Raw genomic sequence first — 24,681 nt, 5'->3', positions numbered from 1 at the left:
AACCTCTCTCCCTGTTGATCTGGCTTATACAAGTTCATCGTAAAGCTCTTTCATCTCCGCAATAGCCCCAGGTACACGTTCACTGAACCAGGTCACATCCTTCATGTCCAGCATAATGTTTGGATACATACGAGAGAGTGTCGATACAAGAATACCGTGCTCCGCGAGCTTGCCATTCAACAAAATATCAAAGGACATCAATTCAAACGTATAATCGGCCGTACTGCTAAGCTCTTCGGTGCAGCAATGATAGGAAGCGCATCCCGCTGGGCCTTGAACAACAAGGGGCAGCCCTGCCTTCGCTGCTTCCCTTATGAGAATGTCATGAATCATCTCAGCGTGACGATTCATACGATTCATGGCTTCTCCTCCATTGCGGCCCAACATTTCGAGCGTTGCTTTCACCGCGGCTGTGCCTAACGGATAACCGTTAAATGTTCCCGCATGAATGACTTTTTTGTCCACCAGCAGCTTCATGATATCGGCCCGGCCAACTAGAGCAGACACGGGAACACCTCCGCCAGCAATCGCTTTGCCCAGAGTGGTCAGATCAGGCGTAACACCAAACATCTCCTGAGCCCCGCCAAGTCCCATACGGAACCCTGTAATAATCTCATCAAAAATAAGTACAACCTGATGATGATCACATAGTTGTCTGACCTTTTGCAGATAACCTGGAGCTGGCATGACTCCGCCACCGTTTACACAAACCGGCTCCATGATTACTGCTGCAATGTCATCACCATGTTCAACAAACAATTCTTCTAAACGGACAGCATCGTTCCAAGGCAACAGATAGGATTGGGATTCCATGACATCCCTTGCCCTTCCCTGTGTTCCCTTCATGTCGCCAGGGTAGTCCGAAGGTACGGGCAATCCTGTCCGGGGCGTTTTACCGCCCATAATGTTATCTGAATTGCCATGATAATGACCTTCAAAACGAACAAAACGATTTTTTCCTGTCCAGGCGCGGGCAAGGCGCAGTGCATTTTGTACAATCTCCGTACCCGACAATCCAAAGCGGATCATCTCAGCTGAAGGAACATATTGATTGATTAATTCCAATGCCTCAGCGTCCAGATCACAATGGCTTACCGACAGAACACGATCAATCGTATCCTTCAGGCATTCGTTATATTCCTCGTTCCCGTGACCTACGATGAGTGCACCAAAGCGGGCATAGAGATCCAGATACTCACGGCCGTTCATATCGGTTACCCTGCTTCGGGAAGCATGGGCAAAGTGCAGCGGTGTCTCCTCCCAGGGTAGGTGGAAATTATAATGCACACCGCCAGGAAGGTGTTGTTTCACTCGCTGGTTATACGCCATCATATTTGAAGTAATCATCGCGCTTCGCCTCCCCGATATGTTTGAATCTCGGCCGCATATATTGCCAGCAACTTCGACTGATCCTGCGAATCATCCAGCGAATAAGCAGTGATTGAAGTGTCATACTCGGCAATCATATTTCTTGCACTCTGGCCTGGGCCAACATCCATCCAAATGGTCGCACCCAACCGCCCAATTTGCCCTAAAGCCTGAATCCAGTGAATCGGCTGCAACAGCTGGGCTGTCAGTAACCTTGGGATATCCTCTGCTGCTCGGATGAACTCTCCGTTCACTGTGGAACATATCGCAAATGAAGGCTCGGAAAAGGCAAGCTTAGATACCATCGCTTCCATCTCAGGCTGGATAAATTGCATCAGTTCGCTATGATATGGTGCATCTGCTTTCATAGGCATCATGCGGAAGGGAATAAATTCCCCTCCAGCTTGATCTACGAGATCATCCAGCAAACGCAGACCTCCCGCCTCACCTGCAACAACGAATTGGTTAGGTGAGTTATACCCTGAGATAGTCACGTAATGAACCTCTCGAATATTAGCAACGATGTTTTCGAGTTCTGCTTGACCCATATCAACGACAATGCCTGCTCTGCCTTTCTGCTCCTGTATCGCACGATGCATCAAAGCGCCCCGTGAAGCCGCAAATTGGACTGCATCTGCAAACTTTAATGCACCAGCAGCCACCAAAGCAGAGATCTCTCCCAGGCTGTGACCAATCGCATAATCTGGATTAATTCCTGTCCGGCGAACGAAGGAATCAAACAACGCATAACTTGCTGTGAGGACAGCGGGCTGAGCATATTCGGATTGTGTCAGTTGCTCTAGTGAGCCGGCCAGAATCAAATCTCTGAGATCAAATCCAACAACCTCACTCGCTTCGGCAAAAATCAATCGGACTTCCGTTTCCCTGTCTAAGAGATCACTGCACATGCCGATATATTGGCTTCCTTGCCCTGGAAATAATGCGCAGATTGTCATAGCCCACCGCCACGCTTGTAATAGGTTTTCAGCCCGTAGTGTGAGATCATCTCCTGCTGCATCTGGGAAGAGCCTTCAATAATCTCCAGGATCTTAGCCTCCTTGTACAGTCTGGACACCGGATACTCACTGCTAATTCCATTGGCTCCATGAACCTGGAGCGCATCATTTGCAACTTCTACTGCAATTTTGGATGTAAAATATTTGGCAATCGTCGTTTCCATGACAGCCTGCGGATCCTTGGCTTCTCTAAGCTCGGCTGCCCGCAAACATAATGCCCTTGCTGCATGGACTTTCGTTACTGCATCACCAATCATGCCGCGAATGAGTTGAAAATGGCTGAGTTTCTGGTCAAATTGCTTTCGCTTACGTGAATAGGTCACCATGGAGTCAAGAGCCTCCTGCGCTATAGCGAGTCCTGCCCAAGCGATGCTATATCTGCCCTGATCAAGCGCACCGCTTACGATGTACTCAAAGCCTTCGTGCATACGCCCAATCAGATGGCTTTTGGGCACACGAACTTCATCAAGACCAATTTCAGCGATTCCTGTCTCGCCGCCAACCATTACCCCTTCGATGGCTTGTGTCTGCACACCGTCAAATTGGCGTTCAACCCAGAATGCTGTACTTCTCCCCTCTTGAGAGGCAACAATAATGAATACATCCGCTATGTCTCCAAAGGTTATCCACTTTTTCTTTCCATTAAGTACATAACAGTCCGCTTCTTCCCGCCAAGTTGTCTTTACGTTTTTGGCATCCGATCCAACCTCGGGCTCTGTCAGTCCAAACGCTCCGATCCATTCCCCGCGGACCAACTTGGGCAGCCAGGACGACTTTTGTTCTGGCGATCCGAAACGTACCAAGGTTTCGCTCACCAATGAGGTATGTACCGTCAATAAGCTTCGAACCGCCGGAAGTGCTTTACCAAACACTTCCGTTAACAGTCCGTATGCTTTAGGACCAAGCCCCATTCCCCCATACTCATGTGGAATCGATGCAGCTAAATACCCTCTTTCGGCCATAGCACGAATTAATGAACGGGGGATGGACTGCTGCTCCTGAATCTGCCGGGCATGAGGACGAATCTCACGGGCAGCAAACAACTCCGCTTCATGGAGAATCTCCTGCTCCTGTTTCGAATCCAGTTCAATCATTCGACTGCCTCCCCTTGAAGAAGCGATTCATGAAGATATGAAGCGAATTCTGCAATCGTCTTGTATTCAAACAACGCAACAGGACTAATATCCACCTGTAGATGTTTACGAGTACGATTTATGATCTTGAGTGCCTGAACAGAAGAAACCCCTATTTTCAAAAAATTCGTTTCTTCATCAATCTCATCAGGTTCCTGTTTCAGTGCGGCAGCGATTTCGCCTTTAATAAACCCTTCAATCTCTTCTCTTGTCATATCAAGACCTCCGTTCCCTGATTCACCTCTACCCAATGTACATGTGGCTCGAATGGATGCGCTGGTAAATGTACGATCTGGCCCGTTCCATCGGGATGCAACTGTTCCCAATCCAGTGAAGCCCCCCGCACGTAGAGCTGTCCCAGCAACAAGGCTAATTGTTTTTCCATAGTAAGCGTTGTCGTCGCAGACAAGTGGATATAACTCTCTTTGCCTGTTCCTCCTGCAGGTTTGACCCCATCACCTGCAGCCAGCATCACAACAATATCAGCATCCGCCATCGGGCAGCTTGTGTCCTGAATACTTCCGGATGTTATTTTGCTTCGGTTCAGCATGGTTGTCTGCTTATCTGGAGCCTGGATGGAATACGCCTTATCCTTCAGCTCGAGCTGGGATACCATTTGTTCTCCACCGTCAATGCCACGAACCTCCTGGATGGAAGGTACGGCACGCATGAGGGATTCAAGCACGTTCACCCAATACTCCTGATCAGCCAGATCCAACTTATTTCCTCCAACAACGATGTTGACGCGGGCGGCTCGGCTTCTCGTTTTGAAGCCAAATTCCAAGCTTTCCTGACTCCACTCCCCAGTGCCGCTTACAGTTACAGCAGCACGGTAACGATAATGTTTTCGATACCTGTTCCGTGTAAAGCACAGATCTGTCAAGCGCAGATCCTGATGTTCTTCCATATATTGTTTGGTGTTATGAATCAGCTTCTGCAACGCCTGCTCTGACTTGGCAGAGAAGGTTAACAATTGATCCCGTTCCGAGTCCTGTCCCCAAACTGCCGGTGCGTTCCACTCCTCCAGCACAATATGGGCATTCGTACCGCCAAGACCAAATGAACTGATACCTGCTTTACGTGTTTTCCCTTCGGGTACCTTCCAGTCTGTATGCTCATTAACGATATAAAATGGAGACTGTTCCAGACGAAGAGCTGGATTAGGGTTATTCATATGCAGACTTGGAGCAAGTTCCTTGTGCTGCATACTAAGCAAAACTTTGGCCAGACTGGCTCCACTGGAAGCTGCGAATAGATGTCCAATATTGGTTTTGACCGAGCCTAGACCGATAGAGGTTTCTTCGCCGTATCCTTTCTCCTGAAACAGACGGAGTAACGCATTCACCTCAATGGGATCTCCAATTCTTGTTCCTGATCCATGCGCCTCGATATACGAGATTTCTTTTGGATTGAGATTGGCATCGTTATATGCAGCACGTAGCACTTCATACTGTCCCTGAGGATTAGGTGCCATAATGCCTAACGAATATCCGTCGTTATTCACCGCTGTGCCACGGATTACGCCATAGATATGTTTATTCGCGCGAACTGCCTCTGTTAGCGGCTCCAGGTATACAACTACTGCACCCTCCCCAATAACCGAACCATCCGCCTCCTGATCGAACACTTTGGTGTGTTGTGTAGATGAACAGATTCCGGCATTACGCGATAACTGGTGCACATGAGGTGTTGCCAAAATGCTCGCACCGCCTACAACCGCGCCAGAGATACGTTTGTCCTGAATCGCCGCCACCGCTTGCGTCAAGGCAACGAGAAAGGAAGAACAAGCTGTATCAATAGCCATCGCCGGGCCCGTGAAATTGTATAAATGTGAGATCGATGCCGCTGCGATATTGGACATATTGCCAACCATCGCATGAGAGTGCACCTCGAATCCCTTGCTACGATTCATGTAATCTACAACGAGATCAAAGTAAGAGCTGGGATTAATACCGACATATACACCAACATCACGTTTCTCCTCCTGATCCACGATCATGCCTGCATCCTCGAGCGCCTCATAGGCAACCTCCAGTAATTTTCGGTGCTGCGGATCCATAAATGCAGCTTGTTCCGTTGGCATTTCAAAAAATTCGTGGTCAAAGGTGTCCGGGTTCTTTAATTCTCCAATCCAATCTGTCCAATCCGGCCGTTTGGAGCGTACAGCCCGTTCCAGACTCACCTGATCCACACTGTCCAATCCTTGAACGAGATTTCTCCAGAACTCCTCTTGTGTATCTGCATCAGGCAGCCGAAGGGACAACCCTGTTATTGCAATCGCTCGGTGTACATTCAACTGATTATCCGGGCGTATTTCCTTTTCGAGTGACGTATTCTCTTCGGGAAGTTCCTGAAGATACTCGACCATTTCTTGTACCGTTCTGCCAAAGACGAGTACTTCCTGTCCCAGTTCACGTCCAATGTGTGCAGACAGCTTATCAAGTAATTGGTAGGCAAGAATGGAGTTTCCCCCTAGTGCCAGAAACGGAATATCTGTGGCTACTTTCTCCACAGGTAACTGTAGAACCTCAGCCCAAGCCCCACGCACAGTCTGCTCCATAGTTAAAGGATGAACGCTCTCCGCGATGGACTGTGATTGGTTTTGAAGGAGCATCGCTTCAATGGCCTCGATATCCTTGTTAAATGCACCGCCCTCATACTCGTTTCTCAGCATAAAGCGCTGAACTTTGCCACTGGTCGTTTTCGGAATAACCTTAATTGGAAGAACATGAGTAATCTCAATTCCTAGACCAGCCCTCATCCGATCTATTAAGTCCTTCCTTATTTCCAGAAACTGCGGTGTACTCGATTTAAATTTCACAAATACAAGCAGTTCTTCTGTTTGAGAAATGTTGTTGAAATGTCCCACGACCGTCAGATTGCCTCTTGGAATACTGCCATTTTGATATAAAATTTCTTCCAAATCATGTGCGTAATGATTTTGCCCACGGATAAAAACGATATCCTTGATTCGCCCACTTACAACCAGGGAGCCTTCCGCCATAAAACCGAGATCCCCCGTCTTCAGCCATCCGTCCACGAATAGCTCTCGATTGACCTCTGGCAGATTATAATAGCCGGAAGTTACCGATTCCCCGCGAATCTGGATTTCACCCACCGTGCGCTCATCGACAACTTCGCCGTGCTCATCGGCTATTCGAATCTGGATTCCCGTCATCGGATAACCTTCATGCACAAACTCAATCAGATCTGCCGGGTCATGAACAGCCGCATCCACCGGAATCGCTTTTCCTTGTTGCACAAGCGCTTTACGTGATATTTGTTCGATGCGCGGTTCCTCTTCCAACCTCCAGGTACACACACCCACAGTTGCCTCAGCCATGCCGTAAGCAGGAAACATCATATCCGTGCGGTAACCACAGGAACTGAATTTATGAGCAAATCGTTCAATGACTTTGGTTGATATAGGCTCGGCACCGTTTAAGGCCATGCGTAGCGAAGACAAATCTAGCGAAGCCAGTTTGGAATCCGGGATCTTTTGAACCATCCATTCAAAGCCAAAGTTTGTGCAGCAAAACCACTTCCCTTGATGTTCCGTAATTTTGCGCAGGAACAAGTGAGGTGATCGTACAAAGGTATACGGAGACATAACCATTAGATTAGCAGCGCTTAGTACAGTTGTTAGGTGTTGCCCAAACATTCCCATGTCATGCGTATGAGGCAGCCAGGTAAACACGTTATCTCCTTCTTCAGCACCAAGGAAAGTCTTGCATGCAATACTATTCGCAATAATATTGCGGTTGGTTAACTGTACCCCCTTAGGGATACCTGTACTTCCTGACGAAAACTGTAGAAAAACGACCTCTTCAGGAGCAGTCAGACTTATTTCAGCAAGTGTATAGCTTGTCTGAAGCTTGCTGACGCTAATGCAGTTCAATCCCTCAAAAATTGGACTCTCAGCAAGCTGCTTGTATTTTGGCAAAAATGCTTCTTCTACCACTACAGCAGGTTTCCCGAGGATTCCCCAGATTTTCGTGAATTTCTCCAAACCAGCTGAACCCGGCTCCCAGGAGGCAGGAGGACTGACCGGGGCGACAATAATGCCACCCAGGATGCATGCCCAAAATGTACGATAAAACTGCTGTGAATGATCAATCTCTAATATAACGACTTCTCCCTTAGCTAACCCGCTCTCAAGCAGGCCTTGGAGATACAAACGTCCTTGCTTCAGCAACTCAGGATACGATTCAAACTGTTCTTCTCCAGATGAACTGATATAAGTGATTCCCTTATCCGGATGTTTGTCAGCGATATACATAAGAAGTTCAGCAACTGTTGCATAATGCTCCGGCACAATCAACTCCGGCCCTCGTTGTATGGATTTACTGGACATGTTGCACCTCCACTGCCTCATTATGAACTTTCACTTTTACATTCCCGTGACTGCCGAGTTGCTCCTCAATCTGCTGTTTTAACCGCTCCATATCCAAACCTGTATGACAACCCAGGTGCACGTAAATAGAATTTTCATCATATCGAATGACCCATTCCATGCATGCGAGGCTCGGATTAGAATCTGAGTCATCAATCTGTTCCGACTCTGGAATTGTCTCCTCGCAGGAGATAAAGCCCTGGAAGTTGAACAAAATAAGTTTCCTTGGTTCCTGACCCGTCTGTCTGTAAGCTGCAGCCAATTGTTTTTGAATTTTGGAATATGGAGACCTCATGACCGAATCATCTGTTAGTGCCATAAAGTTAATACTGTGTCGTTTCGTGAAATCTAGGCGTTCCATCAAATCTTCCTGAGCAAAATCAGCATGCACAAGAATCGGAATCAGATCGAGGAATTCACCCACGTGATCATAATAAGTTTCTTGTCCGTACTCTCTGCCGTAATGCACAAGCGCAACAGGCAACTCATCTGTATTCAAATAAGATGCGACAATGCCGGCAAAGGATTTGAAATAATTCCACCAGGACTCATTAAGATCTTGGTCTGTAATATCTGTACGCGGTATTTCAACCGTTATGGCGGAGGGCTCTGACTCGCCTGCGGTGATTAACAGTTGATTCATAACGCTACTATTACATTGCTGCCAAGCCTGAATGGAGTACTGCTCCTCGAGCTCATGCTCAGTGATGTTAACAGGTCCCCGAGACAGCATGTTTACATAATCCTCGTATTTGCGTATTTCCAATGAACCTTCTGTATCAATCATCCCAGCTTGCTGGTTACGGGCAATTGCCGACTCAAGTTGCTGCTTGATGATCTCGGCGCTCATGCCATCAAAGGCAAGGTGATCGAAACTCCAAATCAGTTTGTGCTTACTAGCTCCTGTTCGCAGAATACAAAGACGCCATGGCAATCCATCGAGTGTATAAGAATTGTGTAATAGCGACTGAATTAATTTGTGCTCCATTTGTTCCAGCGTAGCAAGGGCGTAGTGACGAACATCAAGATACGGGATGAGCTGTTGCAACATATCTGCTGCTTCGGACAAATCACACTGATGCCACTGTAACGTGTCTTCCTCATATATAATGCTGTGTAGCAACTGATGACGGGCAATCACCCCGAGAATCAGTCTTTTCACAGTAAATTCATTTAAATTACCCTCCAATATAGTTGTAAAACCGCTTGTTCGCGCAGTTGTAGAAGCGTGTGCTCGTTGAATTGGAGATAGTGGGAAACGACCGATAACAGGTGTTCCCGCCATAAAACTTGAAACCTGATTACAATTATTCAAGACATGTAATGCCAGGCTGTCCAATTGTTTCTCATGAAGTGATATGTCTTGGGGAACTGCGATAGGGGACTGAATTTGCAGGCTTTCTTCGAATAAACTGGATGGAGAATTCAACATTTCCAGCGAATTCGCTAACGCTTTAACTGTAGGATATTGGAATAATTCGCTCACACTGATGGCAATTCCTTCTTTTGACAAAATTTGCGTAAGTGCGATACCTTTAAGCGAATGTCCGCCGTTTTGGAAGAAATGATCGGTTACGCCAAAGTTAGGATTACTCAGCACCTTTCTCATCGCTGCAAGGATTTTTCGCTCGATCTCCGTCAGGACAGAATCTGTCGCTGTAGGAACGGACTGTGCTTCTACCAGATCGGCTAAAGCCTTCCGATCCACCTTGCCGTTAGCATTAATAGGCAGATGATCCATTCGCCAGATCTGTGCAGGTACCATATATTCGGGCAGTCGCTTGTGCAACTCTGTTCGAACATCATCAACCGCTCGTGCAGCGCTGGATTCACATGTATAAAAGGCAGTGACATATAAACTTCCGGAAGCATCTGTGGCTGTCATCACAAACGAATCCCTGATTCCCGGAAGCTGCTCCAAACAATTGTGGATCTCGGATAACTCGATTCGGAATCCCCTGATTTTCACTTGAAAATCAGATCGTTCAATAAAGATCAAGCTGCCATCAGGTAGACGCTTGACGATATCGCCCGTCCGGTACATCCGTTCGCCTTTGCGGAAAGGATCAGCTATAAAATGTTTTAAAGTCAACTCTTCCCGGTTCAAATACCCAATGCCTACCGCATCCCCGCTGATGTATAACTCGCCTGGCACATTGGCAGGAACAGGATTCATATCCTCATCAAGAACATATAGAGCTGTATTGGACAACGGATAACCTATTGGCAGAGAGTCGGTATACGGCTCTGTTTGCTCCAGCAAATAATAGGAGGCAAAGAAGGTCGCTTCCGTCGGTCCATATCCATTTAACAGTACGCCTGGACCGACACATGCCATTGCTTTATTTGCGTGGCTCACGGATGCCGCTTCGCCCCCAAACATCACTCTGCGAACATGTTTCAGACATGCTGCATCCCAATCCACCAGCATATTAAACAACGAGGTTGTAATGAAAAATACAGAGATCTGCTGCTGACGAATTACTGCCGCCAGACGAGCCATATCTAGAATAATCTCTTTTGGTATGAGTACCAAAGTGGCCCCATTGATTAATGAAGCAAAAATATCAAAGATCGAACCGTCAAACGCATAATTGGAAACTTGTAAAACCCGGTCCTCAGGCACCACCGTCACAAAATTGCTTTTCTTCATCACTTTAATGACATTGCGATGACTCATCACCGTGCCTTTTGGCGTTCCGGTCGAACCTGACGTATAGATGATATATGCCGGATCGGCTGCAGCAGTCTTTATTTGCTGGACTATAGGCTCTACAGACTCTCCTGAAACAAACGAACCCAGTTCTACAGACGGAATCATGACACGTGGAACCACCGATCTCCATGCCGAGGCATACGATTCTTCGGTCAAGAGTATAGAAGCATTGCAATCTTGTAAGATAAACTCAATGCGAGCCGGCGGTGATGCCGGATCAATTGGTACATATTGACAACCTGTTGTTAGTGTAGCAAGGATACTAATCATCTGGATCGGTCCGCGGTCCAGGATCAAAGCAATACTTGAGCCTGATGCCACGTCTTGTTCGAGTATGCGGGATGCAAGCTTCTGAACTTGTGCATACACATCAGCATAACTCCACTCCTCGTCCCCCCACACCAAGGCGGTCTTCTGTGGATGTAATTGAACCTGTTCCTCAAATAGTTCGGGAATCGTTGCTTCCCGCGGATAGTCCATGTGATTGTCGTTGACACCGAACAACAGCCATTCATCCTCTTCAGGCACAGTAAGCTTGATCTGGCGAACCTGCCTAACCTCCCCTGTGACCATCTGAGTTAAGACATACCGGAACTTGTCCATCATCATTTCCATGGATTGTGTATGGAACAATTCAGAACGATATTCCAGTTCAAGCGTATACTGTTGCTCGTGTTCAACGACCGTCCAGGTCTGATCAAACTTGGCATCGACCTTGCCTTCCATCCAGGGTTCAACTTGTAATGTCCCTGCTTCAAGCTCATCCGTACCCATATTAATGTAATTAAGAACAATATCGAAAAGCGGATTACGGCTCCCATCACCCATCAGATCAAGCTTCTCAACCAACGCTTCATATGGATATTGCTGATGTTCATAGCAGGATAACAGCTTGCTGCGAACCTCGTTCAGATAAAGCTCAATAGGCTGATCTTTGTTTAATATAGTACGAATGGCGAGCATGTTTACAAACATACCCATGACGTTATTCAGTTCTGGCTTTTCTCTTCCTGCTACAGCTGTACCCACGACCAAATCATGCTGTCCCGTGTATTTGGAGATCAACACATTTAAAGCCGCCATGAACAACATGTATGGAGTAAGCCCCTGCTTTGCACAAAAATCATTAATCTGTTCACTTAATTGTTCTCCAAGCTCAGAGCTAATTCGGCCACCCTGGTTAGAAAGTTCCCCACGTCTAGGGTAATCTGTAAGCAATTCGACAGGCGCAGGCACATCCTTGAATTGCCCAAGCCAAAACGCCTCATCTTCGGCAGCATGCCCGATTGATGTAGATTGATCAAGCCATTCAGCATAGTCCTTGTACTGAATCGATAATGGTTCTAAAGATTCTCCACTGTACAACCGAGCAAATTCTTGCATAAGAATCGCGATGGAGCTCTGATCAGAGATAATATGATGCATATCTATGAACAGAATATGTTCCTCGTCGGACAGGCGGGCAAGTTTTACGCGGACCAGTGGTGCTTGGGTCAGCTCAAATGGTTGCAGCCATTGCATCAATTGCTGCTCTGGCTCTTCTTTTTCAAGTTCCAGCAATTCCACCACACTTGGAACCTGATCCTCAATGACCTGATACAGTTCACCTTCAAACATTTCAAATCGCGTACGAAACGCCTCATGACGCTGCACGAGAGCATCCATCACCGTTGCAAAATGTGCCGTATCCAGCTCACCCTGCAACCGGTAGGAACTTGCGAGATTGTATGCTGTGCTCTCCCCTTGCATCCATTCATGTACCACGAACATTCTTCGTTGCGCAGAAGTGGTCTTGTATCGGTCTTTGTATGCTGCCGGTAAAATGCTGTCTCCTGCTCCCGAATGCTCCAATCCCGTGTCTTGTTGCTGATCAATCCACGCCACCATACGGGCAAAGACAGAATGATCGAAAACATCCTCTAGTCCCATCGCAACTCCAAATGTTTCTTTGACTCGCGATGCCAGAGTGATAGCTTTTAAGGAATGTCCGCCAAGCTGGAAGAAATCATCTTCCGAGGTTACGGACTCACAACCAAGCAATTCCTGCCAGAGCTGTGCCGTTGCGTCGTATATTTCATCCCCGGTCAACCGGACTCCGCTCTTGCCACCCATCATTTGTTCCGGTGAAGAGTTCCCCGAAGCAGCAGCCTGTGGCATACCCGAAAGCAGGTATAGCGGAACATCATGCTTATGAACGATTGGATCGAATGAATAGGTCGGAAGAGATATCTTTTGCCCCGATCCCTGGCCATTAACCTGCTCCCAATGGAGTTCAATGCCTCTGCACCAGCAATATCCCAATGTTTTCATGAAATAGATATCTGCTTCAAGTGAGCTGGAACGATCTCCAGTAACAGAGATAACCTGCGCATCCTTCAACATATCGTTGTCAACAAGCTCATCGTTCTGCAGCGGATAGGCTGTAACCCAAAGTGTATTTTCCGCAGACTGTAAAAAATTTCTCGATGTGCCGATTGTACTCATTGCTTCACATAAGGTACCTTCTTGTGTCTGCCAATCTTCACGGCTATATAACAGACGCACTGCATGAGCCAACTCAAGCGTATTGCTAATTACTTGTCCGACCAGTTCACCGACACCTTCTCCACATATTCCATCGGGTTTAATCCCTGACTCAATCAACGTTGCAAACAGAGCGTACTGCACCACAAAGCAATACATAAATTTCAGACGCGAATCCTGAATCGGCCTGCCTATACTCTGGCGAAGTGCATACTGTTCCTTGGATTCAAAAAAGTTCAGTACTTCTTCAAAGTGTTGCTTGAATCGTTCAGACACTAGACTGCGGTACCTGGAAGCATAAAGTTCCCGAATTACGTGTGGTTCCCATCGGACATTCCCACGGATGTAGAACATCACTCTAGGTTTATTCCCCTGTATCACACTCGCTTGTGCCTCATGTTCCTCCACCTGATCTTGCGAAGGGACGTAGCCATCCACAACGACAATAGCTTTCCGGTGATTAAATCGCCCTCTCCCTTCTTGCAATGTCCAAGCAGCGCTCGGCACCTGTTCCGGCATGTTTTCGAGTGCCTGTAAAATCGATTGGTACGTTCGATTCAAAGCCGATTCGCTCTTGGCCGAGAACGGGAGTAAGTGTACAGGCTGGTAGACACTTTGACTCTCTCGTACGGGCGGTTGCTCCAAAATCACGTGAGCATTCGTGCCGCCAATCCCGAAAGAACTTACCGCTGCGCGCAGAACCTGCTCCTGATCTTTGAAGTGTTGCGGCTCCCGATTAATGTAGAAAGGACTGCGTTCCAGTTCCAGCATGGGATTGCTTCTTTCCATATAAATTTGCGGCGGAACTGTTCGGTGATGCAACGTTAGAACGGTTTTGATAAATCCAGCAACACCAGCTGCAGCGTCCAGATGACCGATGTTTGCTTTGATCGAACCGAGAGCGCAATAATTACGTTTATCCGTTCCCCAGGACTGTCTAAGTGCTTCGATCTCGATGGGATCACCGAGCTTGGTGCCTGTCCCATGTGCCTCCACATAATTGATTTCCTGTGGAGACACCCCCGAGCGGTCAAGTGCGGTTTGAATGACCTTCACCTGTCCGGTAACACTTGGCGCAGTATATCCGATTTTATCCAATCCATCATTGTTAATCGCTGAGCCTTTGATCACGGCAAAGACCTGATCCCCATCGCGCAAAGCATCACGAAGCGGCTTCAGCACAACCATGCCGCACCCGTTCCCCGAAACGGTACCTGATGCCTGTTCGTCAAATGCTCGGCAATGCCCATCCTTGGAATAGATCATGCCTTCATGCCAGTGATACCCTTCTTTGAGCGGATAAGAGATGGACACTCCCCCTGCGAGAGCCACGTCACATTCTCCCCGGATCAGTGATTCTGCTGCCTGATGAATAGCGACGAGCGAGGTCGAGCATGCCGTCTGCACAGCCATACTTGGCCCTCTTAGATTCAGCTTGTGAGATATACGTGTCGTAATATAATCCTTCTCATTCAGCGTCATCGCTTCAAAAGCTTGCAACAGATCACCTGAACGACCCAAGAATTGCACCATCCAAGGTAAACTCAATCCGCTTCCGGCAAATAAACCGATGGAACCTGAGTACCGATATGGATCACAGCCTGCATGTTCAAGTGCCTCCCAGGAACACTGATGAAGCAGTCTAATCTGCGGATCCATCATATTGGACTCCTGATACGGGTATTCGAAAAATCCGGAATCAAAAAACTCGGTATCTTGCAAAACGCCTTTAGCTCGCACATATTCAGGATGTTTATACTCTTCAGGCCGCACCCCTGCTGCTGCCAATTCTTCTTCAGTCAGTCGGGTAATGCCGTCCTTACCTGCCATCAGATTGTCCCAGAACTCCTCAATATTTCTTGATCCTGGAAAACGACCGGCCATACCTATAACAGCGATATCCGATGGGGAAGTGCTTCTGTTCCTGCTGTTCACATCGGCATCTGTTTTGATATTTATTGCCTGTTCTTGGCGTTTTCGCTGCTCCTCCACCAGATCATGGGCGGCTCTGTCCATAATCACTCTTTCTTGCATCATGAAAGGATCAGGTTTGACCGCAGTGCTCGTGCTCGCGATGACTTCCCTGGATACATGTTCTTGCTCACGTTTATTCTGAACAGGGACATCCACAGCAGTCAACATCTGTTCAGACATCAGATAATCAACCAGCGAAGTAATGGAAGAGTGTTCAAACAACTGCACAAGCGGAATATTTTTCCCCAGATATGCGTTTAACCGGTTATTAATTAAGATCAGACCTAGCGAGTTACCGCCAATATCAAAAAAGTGCTCTTGTACTCCGACATGATCCCGGTTCAACATCTCTTTCCATGTTTCAATCAGCATCTGTTCCAGCTCTTTGCGAGCCTCTTCTCTTCCCACTGGAGAAGAGGAACCAGCAATGAAAGATGGAGCTGGCTTCTCATTAGCTTCGATCGCCTCAATAGCTCCAAAGTCAGTCCATTGAAGAGCATTCCGATTCAGCTTGCCATTCGGCAGAACCGGCAATTTGTCTAGACGAATGATGCGTGAAGGCATCATATACTGTGGCAACCTCTGTTTGAGCCAAGACCTAAGCAATGTGTCCTGCTCTTCCTTATTTGATACACTTACGTCCGGCTTCAAGCTGTAGTAGAGAACCAGTTGCAACTGCTCAGGCTGGTTTCCTTCGACCGTCACGACGGCTTCTCTTAAACGTTCATAGCTCATAGCCATTTGCTCGATCTCGTTTAATTCGATCCGGTACCCTCTGATCTTCACTTGTTGATCCAAACGTCCTGCTAGTTCGACCTCTCCGTCCTGCAACACACGAGCCAGGTCACCTGTCCGGTACATACGTCCACCCAAAACCTTCGTATCGTCAATGAACTTGGCAGTCGTTTCGCTCATATTATTCAGGTAACCTCTGGACACCCCGCGGCCTGCAATACAGAGTTCCCCATACTTTCCGGGAGGCAATAGCTCACCCTGCTCATCCATGATATAAAGCTCCGTATTAGCAATGGGTTTGCCAATCGTGATGAGTCCAGATTGTTGCAACTCTTTGGTCGTTGACCAAATCGTCGTTTCTGTAGGGCCATACATATTAAAGACACGGGCGGACGAATACTTTTTAATATCGGTCAGAAGCCCTGCCGGAACACTTTCTCCCCCCGTAAGGACACACCGAAGATGAGAAAGTGCCTTGGCAAATTCCGAATTCTCAACAAATGCTTTAATCCGAGACACCGTGCTGAGAATGTGCGTTACGCCATGCTGCCTTATCCGGCGCGCGGCAAGAACGGGATCAAGCTGTTCCTGCTCGTCTGCCAAATATAGAGAATATCCTGTACACAATGGTGCCCACACTTCAAATCCGAAAATATCAAAAGACACCGTTGTTACACTAATCATTCGGTCTGTTTCATATTCAAAAATGTTTCGGTGTCTGATGTCTTCCACAAAATTGACCATCGCTTCATGAGTAATCATCACCCCTTTAGGCCTTCCGGTGGATCCAGAGGTGAAGATGACACAAGACAAGTCAGAAGACAGGACGTCCACATTTGGATTAATAGTTGAACGTTCGTCAGCAAAATCAGGCTCATAAACGATGCGTTCTCCTTCAAAGGCCACGACATCGGCCTTATTAGCAGTGCACAGCAGCAACTTCATCTTGCTATCTTGCATCATGTCCAGAATACGTTGCGGTGGAAATGCTGGATCTATAGGCAGATAGGCTGCACCCGCTTTAAGTACTGCGATCAACATAATAATGAGAGTTTCATTCCGGCCAGTTAATATGCCCACAGGTTCATCTCTGCGCACCCCTCGATCAATTAGCTTCCAAGCCAGCGCATTCGCTCGCTCATTAAGCTCAAGGTAGGTAAGTTCCTTGCCCGAAGAAACAATAAGTGCAGTCTTGTCTGGTGTACGCTCTGCCTGTAGTTCGAACAACCGATGCAAGCTCAGGGTATGATCATAATGCAAAATGGGTCCCGCCAACCGATGAACCTCAGCTCCCGAAGCATACTGGACTCGTTCATACAGTTGACCTAGAGGTGCATCCGGTTGCTGCACAACCTGCTCACATAGTTCAATGAAGTCCTGAATCATACGCTCAACTGTTTCCCCCCGGAACAGGTCTAGCGCATATTCAATGTATCCTTCGATGACTTGCTGTTCCCTGTTCTCCTGACATGTCAGCAACAGGTCATAGGTTGAGACTCCAGTCTCCACAGGAATAGAACTGAATTGAAGTCCATGAAGTTCAAGATCATGCAACTCCATGTTCTGATAATCAAAACACACATCAAAGATGGCATTACGGTTCAGTTCCCGCTTAAGTCCAAGCTGCGTTACAAGCTCATTGAATGGATACTCCTGATGCGCAAAAGCATCAAGTGTATTCTGTTTCAGCTCTTGTAAAAAGCCAGTATACGCCCGATCTGATGTTGGATAATTCCGCATGGCAATCATATTGACAAACATTCCGACTGTTTCTTTCCATTCTTCCTGTAACCTACCGGCTACAGGGGTCCCGACTACGATGTCCTGCTGACCTGTTCGACTCGCTAACAGAAGATTCCATACACTCAACATCACCATATACATGGAAACTTCCGTGGATGAAGCCAGCTTGTGCAATCGCTCCGATAACGAGTGGCTCAACGTGAAATGAACTCGTTCACCTTGCATCGCTCGCTGCAATGGACGATCATGGTCAAGCGGAAGCTGCAGTACAGGCGGCGTCGGACCCAAACGTTCCAGCCAGTATGTTTGATGCGGCTGATATGCCTGGGAGGTAAGACGTTGCTGTTGCCAGACCGCATAATCTTTGTAATGTAACCGGACAGTGCGTTCCTCCCCAAAATACAGTGCATTGAAGTCACGTGTAATTAACTCAACTGAAGTACCGTCCGCAATAATATGATGTATATCAAAGAACAACAGATGCTTGCGCGCTCCTGTTCTAATCAGATTCACTCGCATGAGTGGAGCATGATGAAGCACAAAAGGACGAATCAGTGTCGTAATCAAAGCAGAAATCTCTTGTGCATCGGCTAAATACTGCTCGGTAAAGCTGAAATCTAAAGGAACGGATGGATGAACAATCTGCACGACTTGATCTCCGCGTATTTCAAACGTCGTTCGAAGTGCTTCATGACATTGCACCAGCTTTTCCAGTGCAGCCTCTACTCTGGCATGATCCAAGTCTCCTTCGATCAGGGTGGCCGACGGCAAATTATACGCCGTGCTATTTGGATCCAGCATTGATTGGGTGAACATACGCATCTGCGCAGGTGAGATCGGATAGGCATCCATAATCGGTGCAGCCTCAATCATGTTCTGCTTCTGTACTTGCGGCTCAACCATCGCAAAGAGATGTTCCGCCAGTTGGGCTGGAGTAGCATGGTTAAACACATCCGCAACCTCTGCCTGAATCCCGATGGAAGACCGGATCGATGCGGACAAACTGACTGCTTTCAGCGAGTCTCCACCAACGGCGAAGAAATTAACATGCTCTTCCAGGTCGTTTATGCCAAAAATGGTTTCATACGCCTCCAGAACAACCCGTTTCATGGCCCCCAGACTACCTGCATAACCTCCCGCAATGGAAAGGGACGTGTTGCTATATCGTTCACTCGTCTGAGGTGTATGTTGACTACCGCTTGTTCCTTCCAACGTCGCACCACCAATAAGCGACTGACCAATGGGATAATGCTGCTTATCAAAACGATAGGTTGGCAAGGAGCATTTGCGGCGTACGTTCTGTCCCTTGAATACCTTCCACTTCGGCTCAATGCCCTCGCACCATAACTCGGCGATTCTGCGGGTGGTATACAGCACGTCCGGTTCTGTTTCTCTAACATGACGCAGCATATTCAATACGGTTTGTGTTTCCTTGGACTGAATGTGCTGTCTCACAAACGAGCTTAATGTGCGTCCTGCCCCAACCTCGATGAATACAGCTTGTTCTTCTTTTAACATTTCCGCCAGATTTGCTTCAAACAGAACGGGTTCTAAAATATGCCTTGCCCAATAGTTCGGATTTACGATCTCATCCGGCAATGCCCATGTTCCGCTTGTATTGGAGAGCAATGGAATCTGCGGGCTGTGCAGCGAATAAGCCGACAGACTGTGTTCAAACTCCATCGCAGCATCCTTCATCATCGGTGTATGGAAGGCATGGGAAGTTTTCACACGAACGCATTTCCAGCCGAGTCTTCCAGCCTTTTCTTCCATTCGGCCAATTGCCTCTGCTGTCCCGCCAATAACACTTGAACCTGTTGTATTAACCAGAGCCAGCCACGTATCTTCTTCCAATTGGGATTTTACCAACTGAGAGTCCTCCATGATGGCGAGCATGACACCGGGCTGTTGTTGCTGCATCAAACGTCCCCGTAGTCTTACGATCTGTACAGCATCTGCAAGATCAAATACACCTGCAACCACAGCTGCTGTCAGTTCTCCGATGCTATGTCCAATCATGCCGTCTGGCCGGATACCCAGATCGATCAAAGATTGAGCCATAGCATAACTGGTCATGAATAGTGCAAACTGGCTGTACTCCGTCTGGTTAATTCGCTCTGGATGCTCATCACCGTATACAACAGAAAGAATCTCTCCCCGTTCTTCTTCAGCTAGCAGATCCAGAATCTGCTGTACATGCTTCTTGAACAGCGGTGCAATGCCCGACTGTTCTGTCGATTTGTACAATGCCACACCCATGCCTTGATACTGACTGCCCTGCCCAGGGAACATAAAATAAACCGGGCGCCGATCTTGCGGCGAATGAACCATTTTTGCCTTCTCCAGCTGACGTATGAATTGCTCGGGATCATCTTTCCAGCTTTTATCCAGAACCAGTGCCTTACGATAAGCAAAACCTGTTCGACCGGTCTGCAATGTCCACGCTGCATCCGAAACGGACAGCTGTGGATGCTGTGCGAGATGCTCCATAATTTGTTCAGCAGTGCGGCTCAGCGAGTACTCTGTTTTGGCTGAAAAAAGCAATACATTAACATCATCATCCGGACTGCACTTGTCCATCTTGGGAGCCTCCTCCAATACCATGTGAGCATTCGTGCCTCCCACACCAAATGAATTAATCCCTGCACGCAGAACACCAGCTTCACCTGGTTTCCAGTCCACCCCTTGCGAGTTGACCTTGAAGGGCGTGCTTGCAAAATCAATCTTCGGATTCGGCTGTTCATAATTGGCGGTACCCGGGATATAACCTTGATCAAGGCTAAGTGCAACCTTAATCAAACCAACGACGCCAGCCGCTGTATCCGTATGTCCCACGTTGCCTTTTACTGAGCCAAGATAACAGAACTGCTTTTTCTCGGAGGCAAAAGCACGTGTCAACGATTCGACTTCAATCGGATCACCCAGAAGTGTGCCTGTGCCATGCGCCTCAATGTAACTAACCGTTTCGGGATCAACTCCGGCTGCCTGATACGCATCCTGAATGACCTCTGCCTGACCGCTTACACTTGGCGCAAGAAAGCTAAGCTTCTCCTGACCGTCATTATTAATGGCTGAACCTTTAATGACCCCGTAAATATGATCTGTATCTCGCAAAGCATCGCTTAACCGCTTCAACACCACGATCCCCATACCATTGGAGAACACCGTGCCGCTTGCGGCTGCATCAAATGGACGGCAATGGCCATCCGAGGAAAACATCATGCCCTCCTCGTACACGTAGCCACCCTCATTCGGCAGCTCCACCGTAATTCCACCAGCTACAGCCACATCGCATTCCCCAACGATTAAAGACTGGCATGCCAGATGTGGAGTCACCAAAGACGTTGAACATCCCGTAAGAGCTGTATAAGCAGGACCTCTAAGGTTTAATTTATAAGCCATTCGCGTAGCCAAAAAATGATTGGTGCTGAGTGTAAATGCTTCATATTTACTGCTGTATCCCGCATCCCCAAACAGCACTTGGCGATACCACTCGAAGTCATCCGATCCACCGAGGAATACGCCAACTTTGCCTGCTTCATCGGGTCTGCACCCTGCATCCTCGAACGCTTCCCATATTCCCTGATACATCAGTCTGAACTGAGGGGACATCATTTTAACTTCGCCAGGTGTATAATCAAAAAAGCCTGCATCAAATTCCTCAATCCCGTTGACCCGTCCTTTGGCTTTAACATAACGAGGGGAACGCAGCAACGTCTCGTCTACACCGAGTGTCCTCAGTTCCTCATCACTGTAAAAATGAATGCTCTCCTCTTGTGCCATCAGATTACGCCAGAATTCATGAATATCCTCTGCTCCGGGTACATTCACGGACATTCCTACAATGGCAATATCCTCACGCAGGATACCCGCTTTCCGCCCAAAACGTTCTTCTCGCAACATCGGTATCGGTGCTGCTTCCTGTTTTTGTCCCATTGCTGCGAACTGCCGCAATGTAGGGCACTCAAAAAAGCGGGGCACCGGAAAGTCCACATCAGTACGATGTTTTAATCGATTATGAGCCTGAATAACGGAAAATGAATTGCCACCCAGTTCGAAGAAATGATCGTCTCTTCCGACCCTCTCCACCCCGAGTACTTCCGCCCATACGGCAGCAATCTCTTGCTCCAACTCCGTAGCAGGAGCAACGTAAGCCGTACTTGAAGTGTGAATATGCGTGGTATCTGCGATTAGCGCATTGCGATCAATTTTCCCGCTGCTATTGAGTGGGAACTCCGATTTATGTACAAAAACAGATGGAATCATATAGGCCGGCAGAGATTTGGACAAATGTTCTCTCAGATCAGCTATGGGCAATTCCTGTTCCGACAGATAGTAGGCATACAGTAAACCGGACCCTGTATCGGATGATTTCATCACAACAACGGTTTGAATGACTCCCGGGTAGGATGAAAGGGTATTTTCTATCTCACCTGTTTCTAACCTTGCACCCTGAATTTTGACCTGAAAATCAATGCGTCCCAGGTATTCAATCGTTCCGCTTGGCAGGGATCGAACCATGTCCCCAGTGCGGTACATCATTCTGAAATGATCAGGGTCCTTCTCTTCGTCAAAGAAAGGATTAGGAACGAATTTCTCCTTTGTCATTTCTTCCAGATTCAAATATCCACGTGCAAGACCTACACCGCTTAGACATAGTTCCCCCGGAATACCCAAAGGCTGCAATTCATCCCGGCTTCCCACGACATACCATCTGGACTCGTTCAGCGGAGAACCAATAGGTATGTTTCCATGCCCCTCATAGGTACTCAATGGATAATGGGAGACCCATATCGTACATTCTGTAGGACCATATACATTATCCAGGCTTGCCCGGATATTCAGTTTGTTAAATTTTTTAATGATATCGGGTGTGACGGCCTCTCCGCCTACAAATACCCATCTCAGCGTGTCCAGTCCCGAGAGATCAGAGCGAAGTTCCATCGTTTCGAGAAAAAGACGGAATAGCGTCGGTACAAAGTTGATATGAGTTACGTGATGTTCAGCTACTGTAGTCAAGATCTGATCAGGGTTCTTCTCCTCGCCTGGCGGCAGAATACTTAATGCTCCCTCACCCATAAACCAACCAAACAATTCTGTACAGGATACATCAAAGGTATACGCTGTTTTTAACATATACACATCACTTGCTTGTACTGGAAAACGACGTTCCAAATCGAGCAATGTATTGACCACACTATGATTTTCAATCATGACTCCTTTAGGTTTGCCCGTTGATCCCGACGTGTACATAATGTAGGCGAGACTGTAAGGATCTAAAGGCTCTTCGGGATTGGAACTATCTCCCGTGTATACCATCCCATCTTCTGTGTAGATATAGTGAGCCGGAAGAGAGTCATCCTCCACTTCTGGCCGGATGGCAATGACGGTGGATATATTCGCATCGGATAAAATATAGGCTTTTCTGGATACCGGATAGGAAGGGTCTAGGGGAACAAAAGCACATCCAGCCTTCAGAACAGCCAGCAAGGCGATGACCAGATCGGAAGAACGTGGCATCTGAACACCAACTGCCTCATTTTCGGTCTTTTTTCGTGCGATGATCTGTTTTGCCAGTTGATTGGCCTTTGCATTAACTTGTGCGTAGGTTTGTTTTTCTTTTCCTTCCAGTAGGGCGACTCGTTCTGGGTGATTTGTTACTTTTGTATGAAAAACATCGATGATATGCTGCGGAGTATAGGGAAAATATGAAGTTTGGTTAAATTGATGCAGCAATTGCTCCTGCTCTTCCTGCATCAGCAGGCTGTATTCACCAATGCTCTTCGCTGGTTCAGTTACCAGCTGTTGCATGAGGAACAAGAAGCGCTGACCCATTCGTTCAATGGAGTCTGCTCGAAACACATTCGGTTTATATTGCAGTTTCAGCTGTGTACCTTGAGGTGTGCCGTTCAATACAACCATCAGATCACCTGGGAAAGTAACCTTATCCTGTTCCACAAGCTGGCTTCCTGACAGATCATCCTCATATGAGTCATACACAAAGGAGATGTCAAATACCGATGGGGAACCTGGTTGCACCTGCAACATACTGTCTCTGACGATTAGATTATTGGGATAGCCAATGTGTTTATACGTATCGATCCAGGCTGCAGTAACTTGCTTAAGGAGAGAAGCAAATTTTGATTCAAGATCAATCTGGAACCGCATCGGCAACATATGTACAAAACAGCCAATCGTTTCTTCCAATTCGATACCCGGACGGTGGGAATACGGAGAAGCAAACGTGATATCCTCTTTGCCTGCATATTTATTCAAGAGAATGCTGAATGCCCCCATGAAAAACATAAATACAGTAACTTCATGGTCCTTTGACATCTGTGTAATGTCAGCCATCAACGCTTCGGGAATTTCAAAACGCTGCTCATGCCCCACACCGATCTGCGAACCGCCAGTCGGATAGTCATGCTGTAGTGCCATGGGCTCTGCGCCCTTCAATTTGGATAACCAGAATTCACGCTCCCGATTATACTTGTTCTCCTGTAACTTCAGGTTTTCTGCTTCAATATAAGAGATAAAACCTTGATCCTGTTTTACTTCCCAAGGTAGATCCTGCAGAATGCAGGTGTACGCATGGAGAAGTTTATTTTTTAAAAGTTCCAGCGACATACCATCACAGATTAAATGGTGGACACAGAGAGTAAGAACGTGTCTGTTCTCATCTATGTGTACAAGCATGATTCGAAACAGAGGGCCTTGCTCCAATATGAAGGGAGCCTGAATACATTCTTCAATGTATGCCTCCAGTTGTTGTTCCTTGTTGTCCTGATGTTCCTGACTCAGATCCCGCAAAATCAGGGAGTACTCCATATCATCTTGGATCGCTAGGACTGGTCTGTCCTGTTGTATCTCAATATGCGTGCGGAGTACGACTTGTTCATGCATAAGCAATTCAATCGAACGTCGAAAGGCTTCAAGTTGAAGCCTTTCTAATTGTATCGAAGCCGAGATGTTATAAGAAGAAGGATCATTCACTTGGCAATCGAAATAAATTCCCTTTTGTGTTTCGGAGAGTTCCACGGTTTTACGTACCATCACGACCACACCTCATTCATTAATTGA

6 protein-coding genes are annotated in these 24,681 nt (G+C 47.3%); all 6 read right to left on the bottom strand.

Translation table 11 applies throughout. The annotated features are described in order from the left end of the window. Positions 1-24: 24 nt before the first annotated feature. Genes ABIE27_RS02115 through ABIE27_RS02090 form a run of 6 tightly spaced genes read right to left on the bottom strand, consistent with a single transcriptional unit; the run spans position 25 to position 24,654 of the window. Complete coding sequence (locus tag ABIE27_RS02115; protein ID WP_123062636.1) at positions 25-1,347, bottom strand: aspartate aminotransferase family protein; 1,323 nt, start codon at positions 1,345-1,347, stop codon at positions 25-27. After that, complete coding sequence (locus tag ABIE27_RS02110; protein WP_429349837.1) at positions 1,344-2,324, bottom strand: ACP S-malonyltransferase; 981 nt, start codon at positions 2,322-2,324, stop codon at positions 1,344-1,346. The genes ABIE27_RS02115 and ABIE27_RS02110 overlap by 4 nt, the downstream gene beginning before the upstream one ends. Beyond that, complete coding sequence (locus ABIE27_RS02105) at positions 2,321-3,478, bottom strand: acyl-CoA dehydrogenase family protein (RefSeq protein ID WP_123062638.1); 1,158 nt, start codon at positions 3,476-3,478, stop codon at positions 2,321-2,323. Before ABIE27_RS02105 ends, ABIE27_RS02110 begins: the two co-directional genes overlap by 4 nt. Next, entirely contained in the window at positions 3,475-3,732 is a 258-nt protein-coding gene (locus ABIE27_RS02100; protein WP_090914993.1) for an acyl carrier protein, read from the bottom strand. The genes ABIE27_RS02105 and ABIE27_RS02100 overlap by 4 nt, the downstream gene beginning before the upstream one ends. Further along, positions 3,729-7,871, bottom strand: coding sequence for a beta-ketoacyl synthase N-terminal-like domain-containing protein (locus ABIE27_RS02095; protein ID WP_429349836.1), 4,143 nt, complete (start codon positions 7,869-7,871; stop codon positions 3,729-3,731). The genes ABIE27_RS02100 and ABIE27_RS02095 overlap by 4 nt, the downstream gene beginning before the upstream one ends. Next, positions 7,861-24,654 (bottom strand): amino acid adenylation domain-containing protein, encoded by a 16,794-nt coding sequence (locus tag ABIE27_RS02090; protein ID WP_429349981.1) that lies wholly within the window; start codon positions 24,652-24,654, stop codon positions 7,861-7,863. The genes ABIE27_RS02095 and ABIE27_RS02090 overlap by 11 nt, the downstream gene beginning before the upstream one ends. Positions 24,655-24,681 lie beyond the last annotated feature (27 nt).

The organism is Paenibacillus sp. 4624 (assembly GCF_050435065.1).
Classification (GTDB): Bacteria; Bacillota; Bacilli; order Paenibacillales; family Paenibacillaceae; genus Paenibacillus; species Paenibacillus amylolyticus_D.
Note: the sequence above shows the minus strand (reverse complement) of the source record. Positions and strands in the feature narration are given on the sequence as shown.

What these genes read in the sequence shown, in the direction of transcription:
- ABIE27_RS02115 (WP_123062636.1), bottom strand. Translation starts at nt 1,347, where the DNA reads ATGATTACTTCAAATATGATGGCGTATAACCAGCGAGTGAAACAACAC.
- ABIE27_RS02105 (WP_123062638.1), bottom strand. Translation starts at nt 3,478, where the DNA reads ATGATTGAACTGGATTCGAAACAGGAGCAGGAGATTCTCCATGAAGCG.
- ABIE27_RS02100 (WP_090914993.1), bottom strand. Translation starts at nt 3,732, where the DNA reads ATGACAAGAGAAGAGATTGAAGGGTTTATTAAAGGCGAAATCGCTGCC.
- ABIE27_RS02095 (WP_429349836.1), bottom strand. Translation starts at nt 7,871, where the DNA reads ATGTCCAGTAAATCCATACAACGAGGGCCGGAGTTGATTGTGCCGGAG.
- ABIE27_RS02110 (WP_429349837.1), bottom strand. Translation starts at nt 2,324, where the DNA reads ATGACAATCTGCGCATTATTTCCAGGGCAAGGAAGCCAATATATCGGC.
- ABIE27_RS02090 (WP_429349981.1), bottom strand. Translation starts at nt 24,654, where the DNA reads ATGGTACGTAAAACCGTGGAACTCTCCGAAACACAAAAGGGAATTTAT.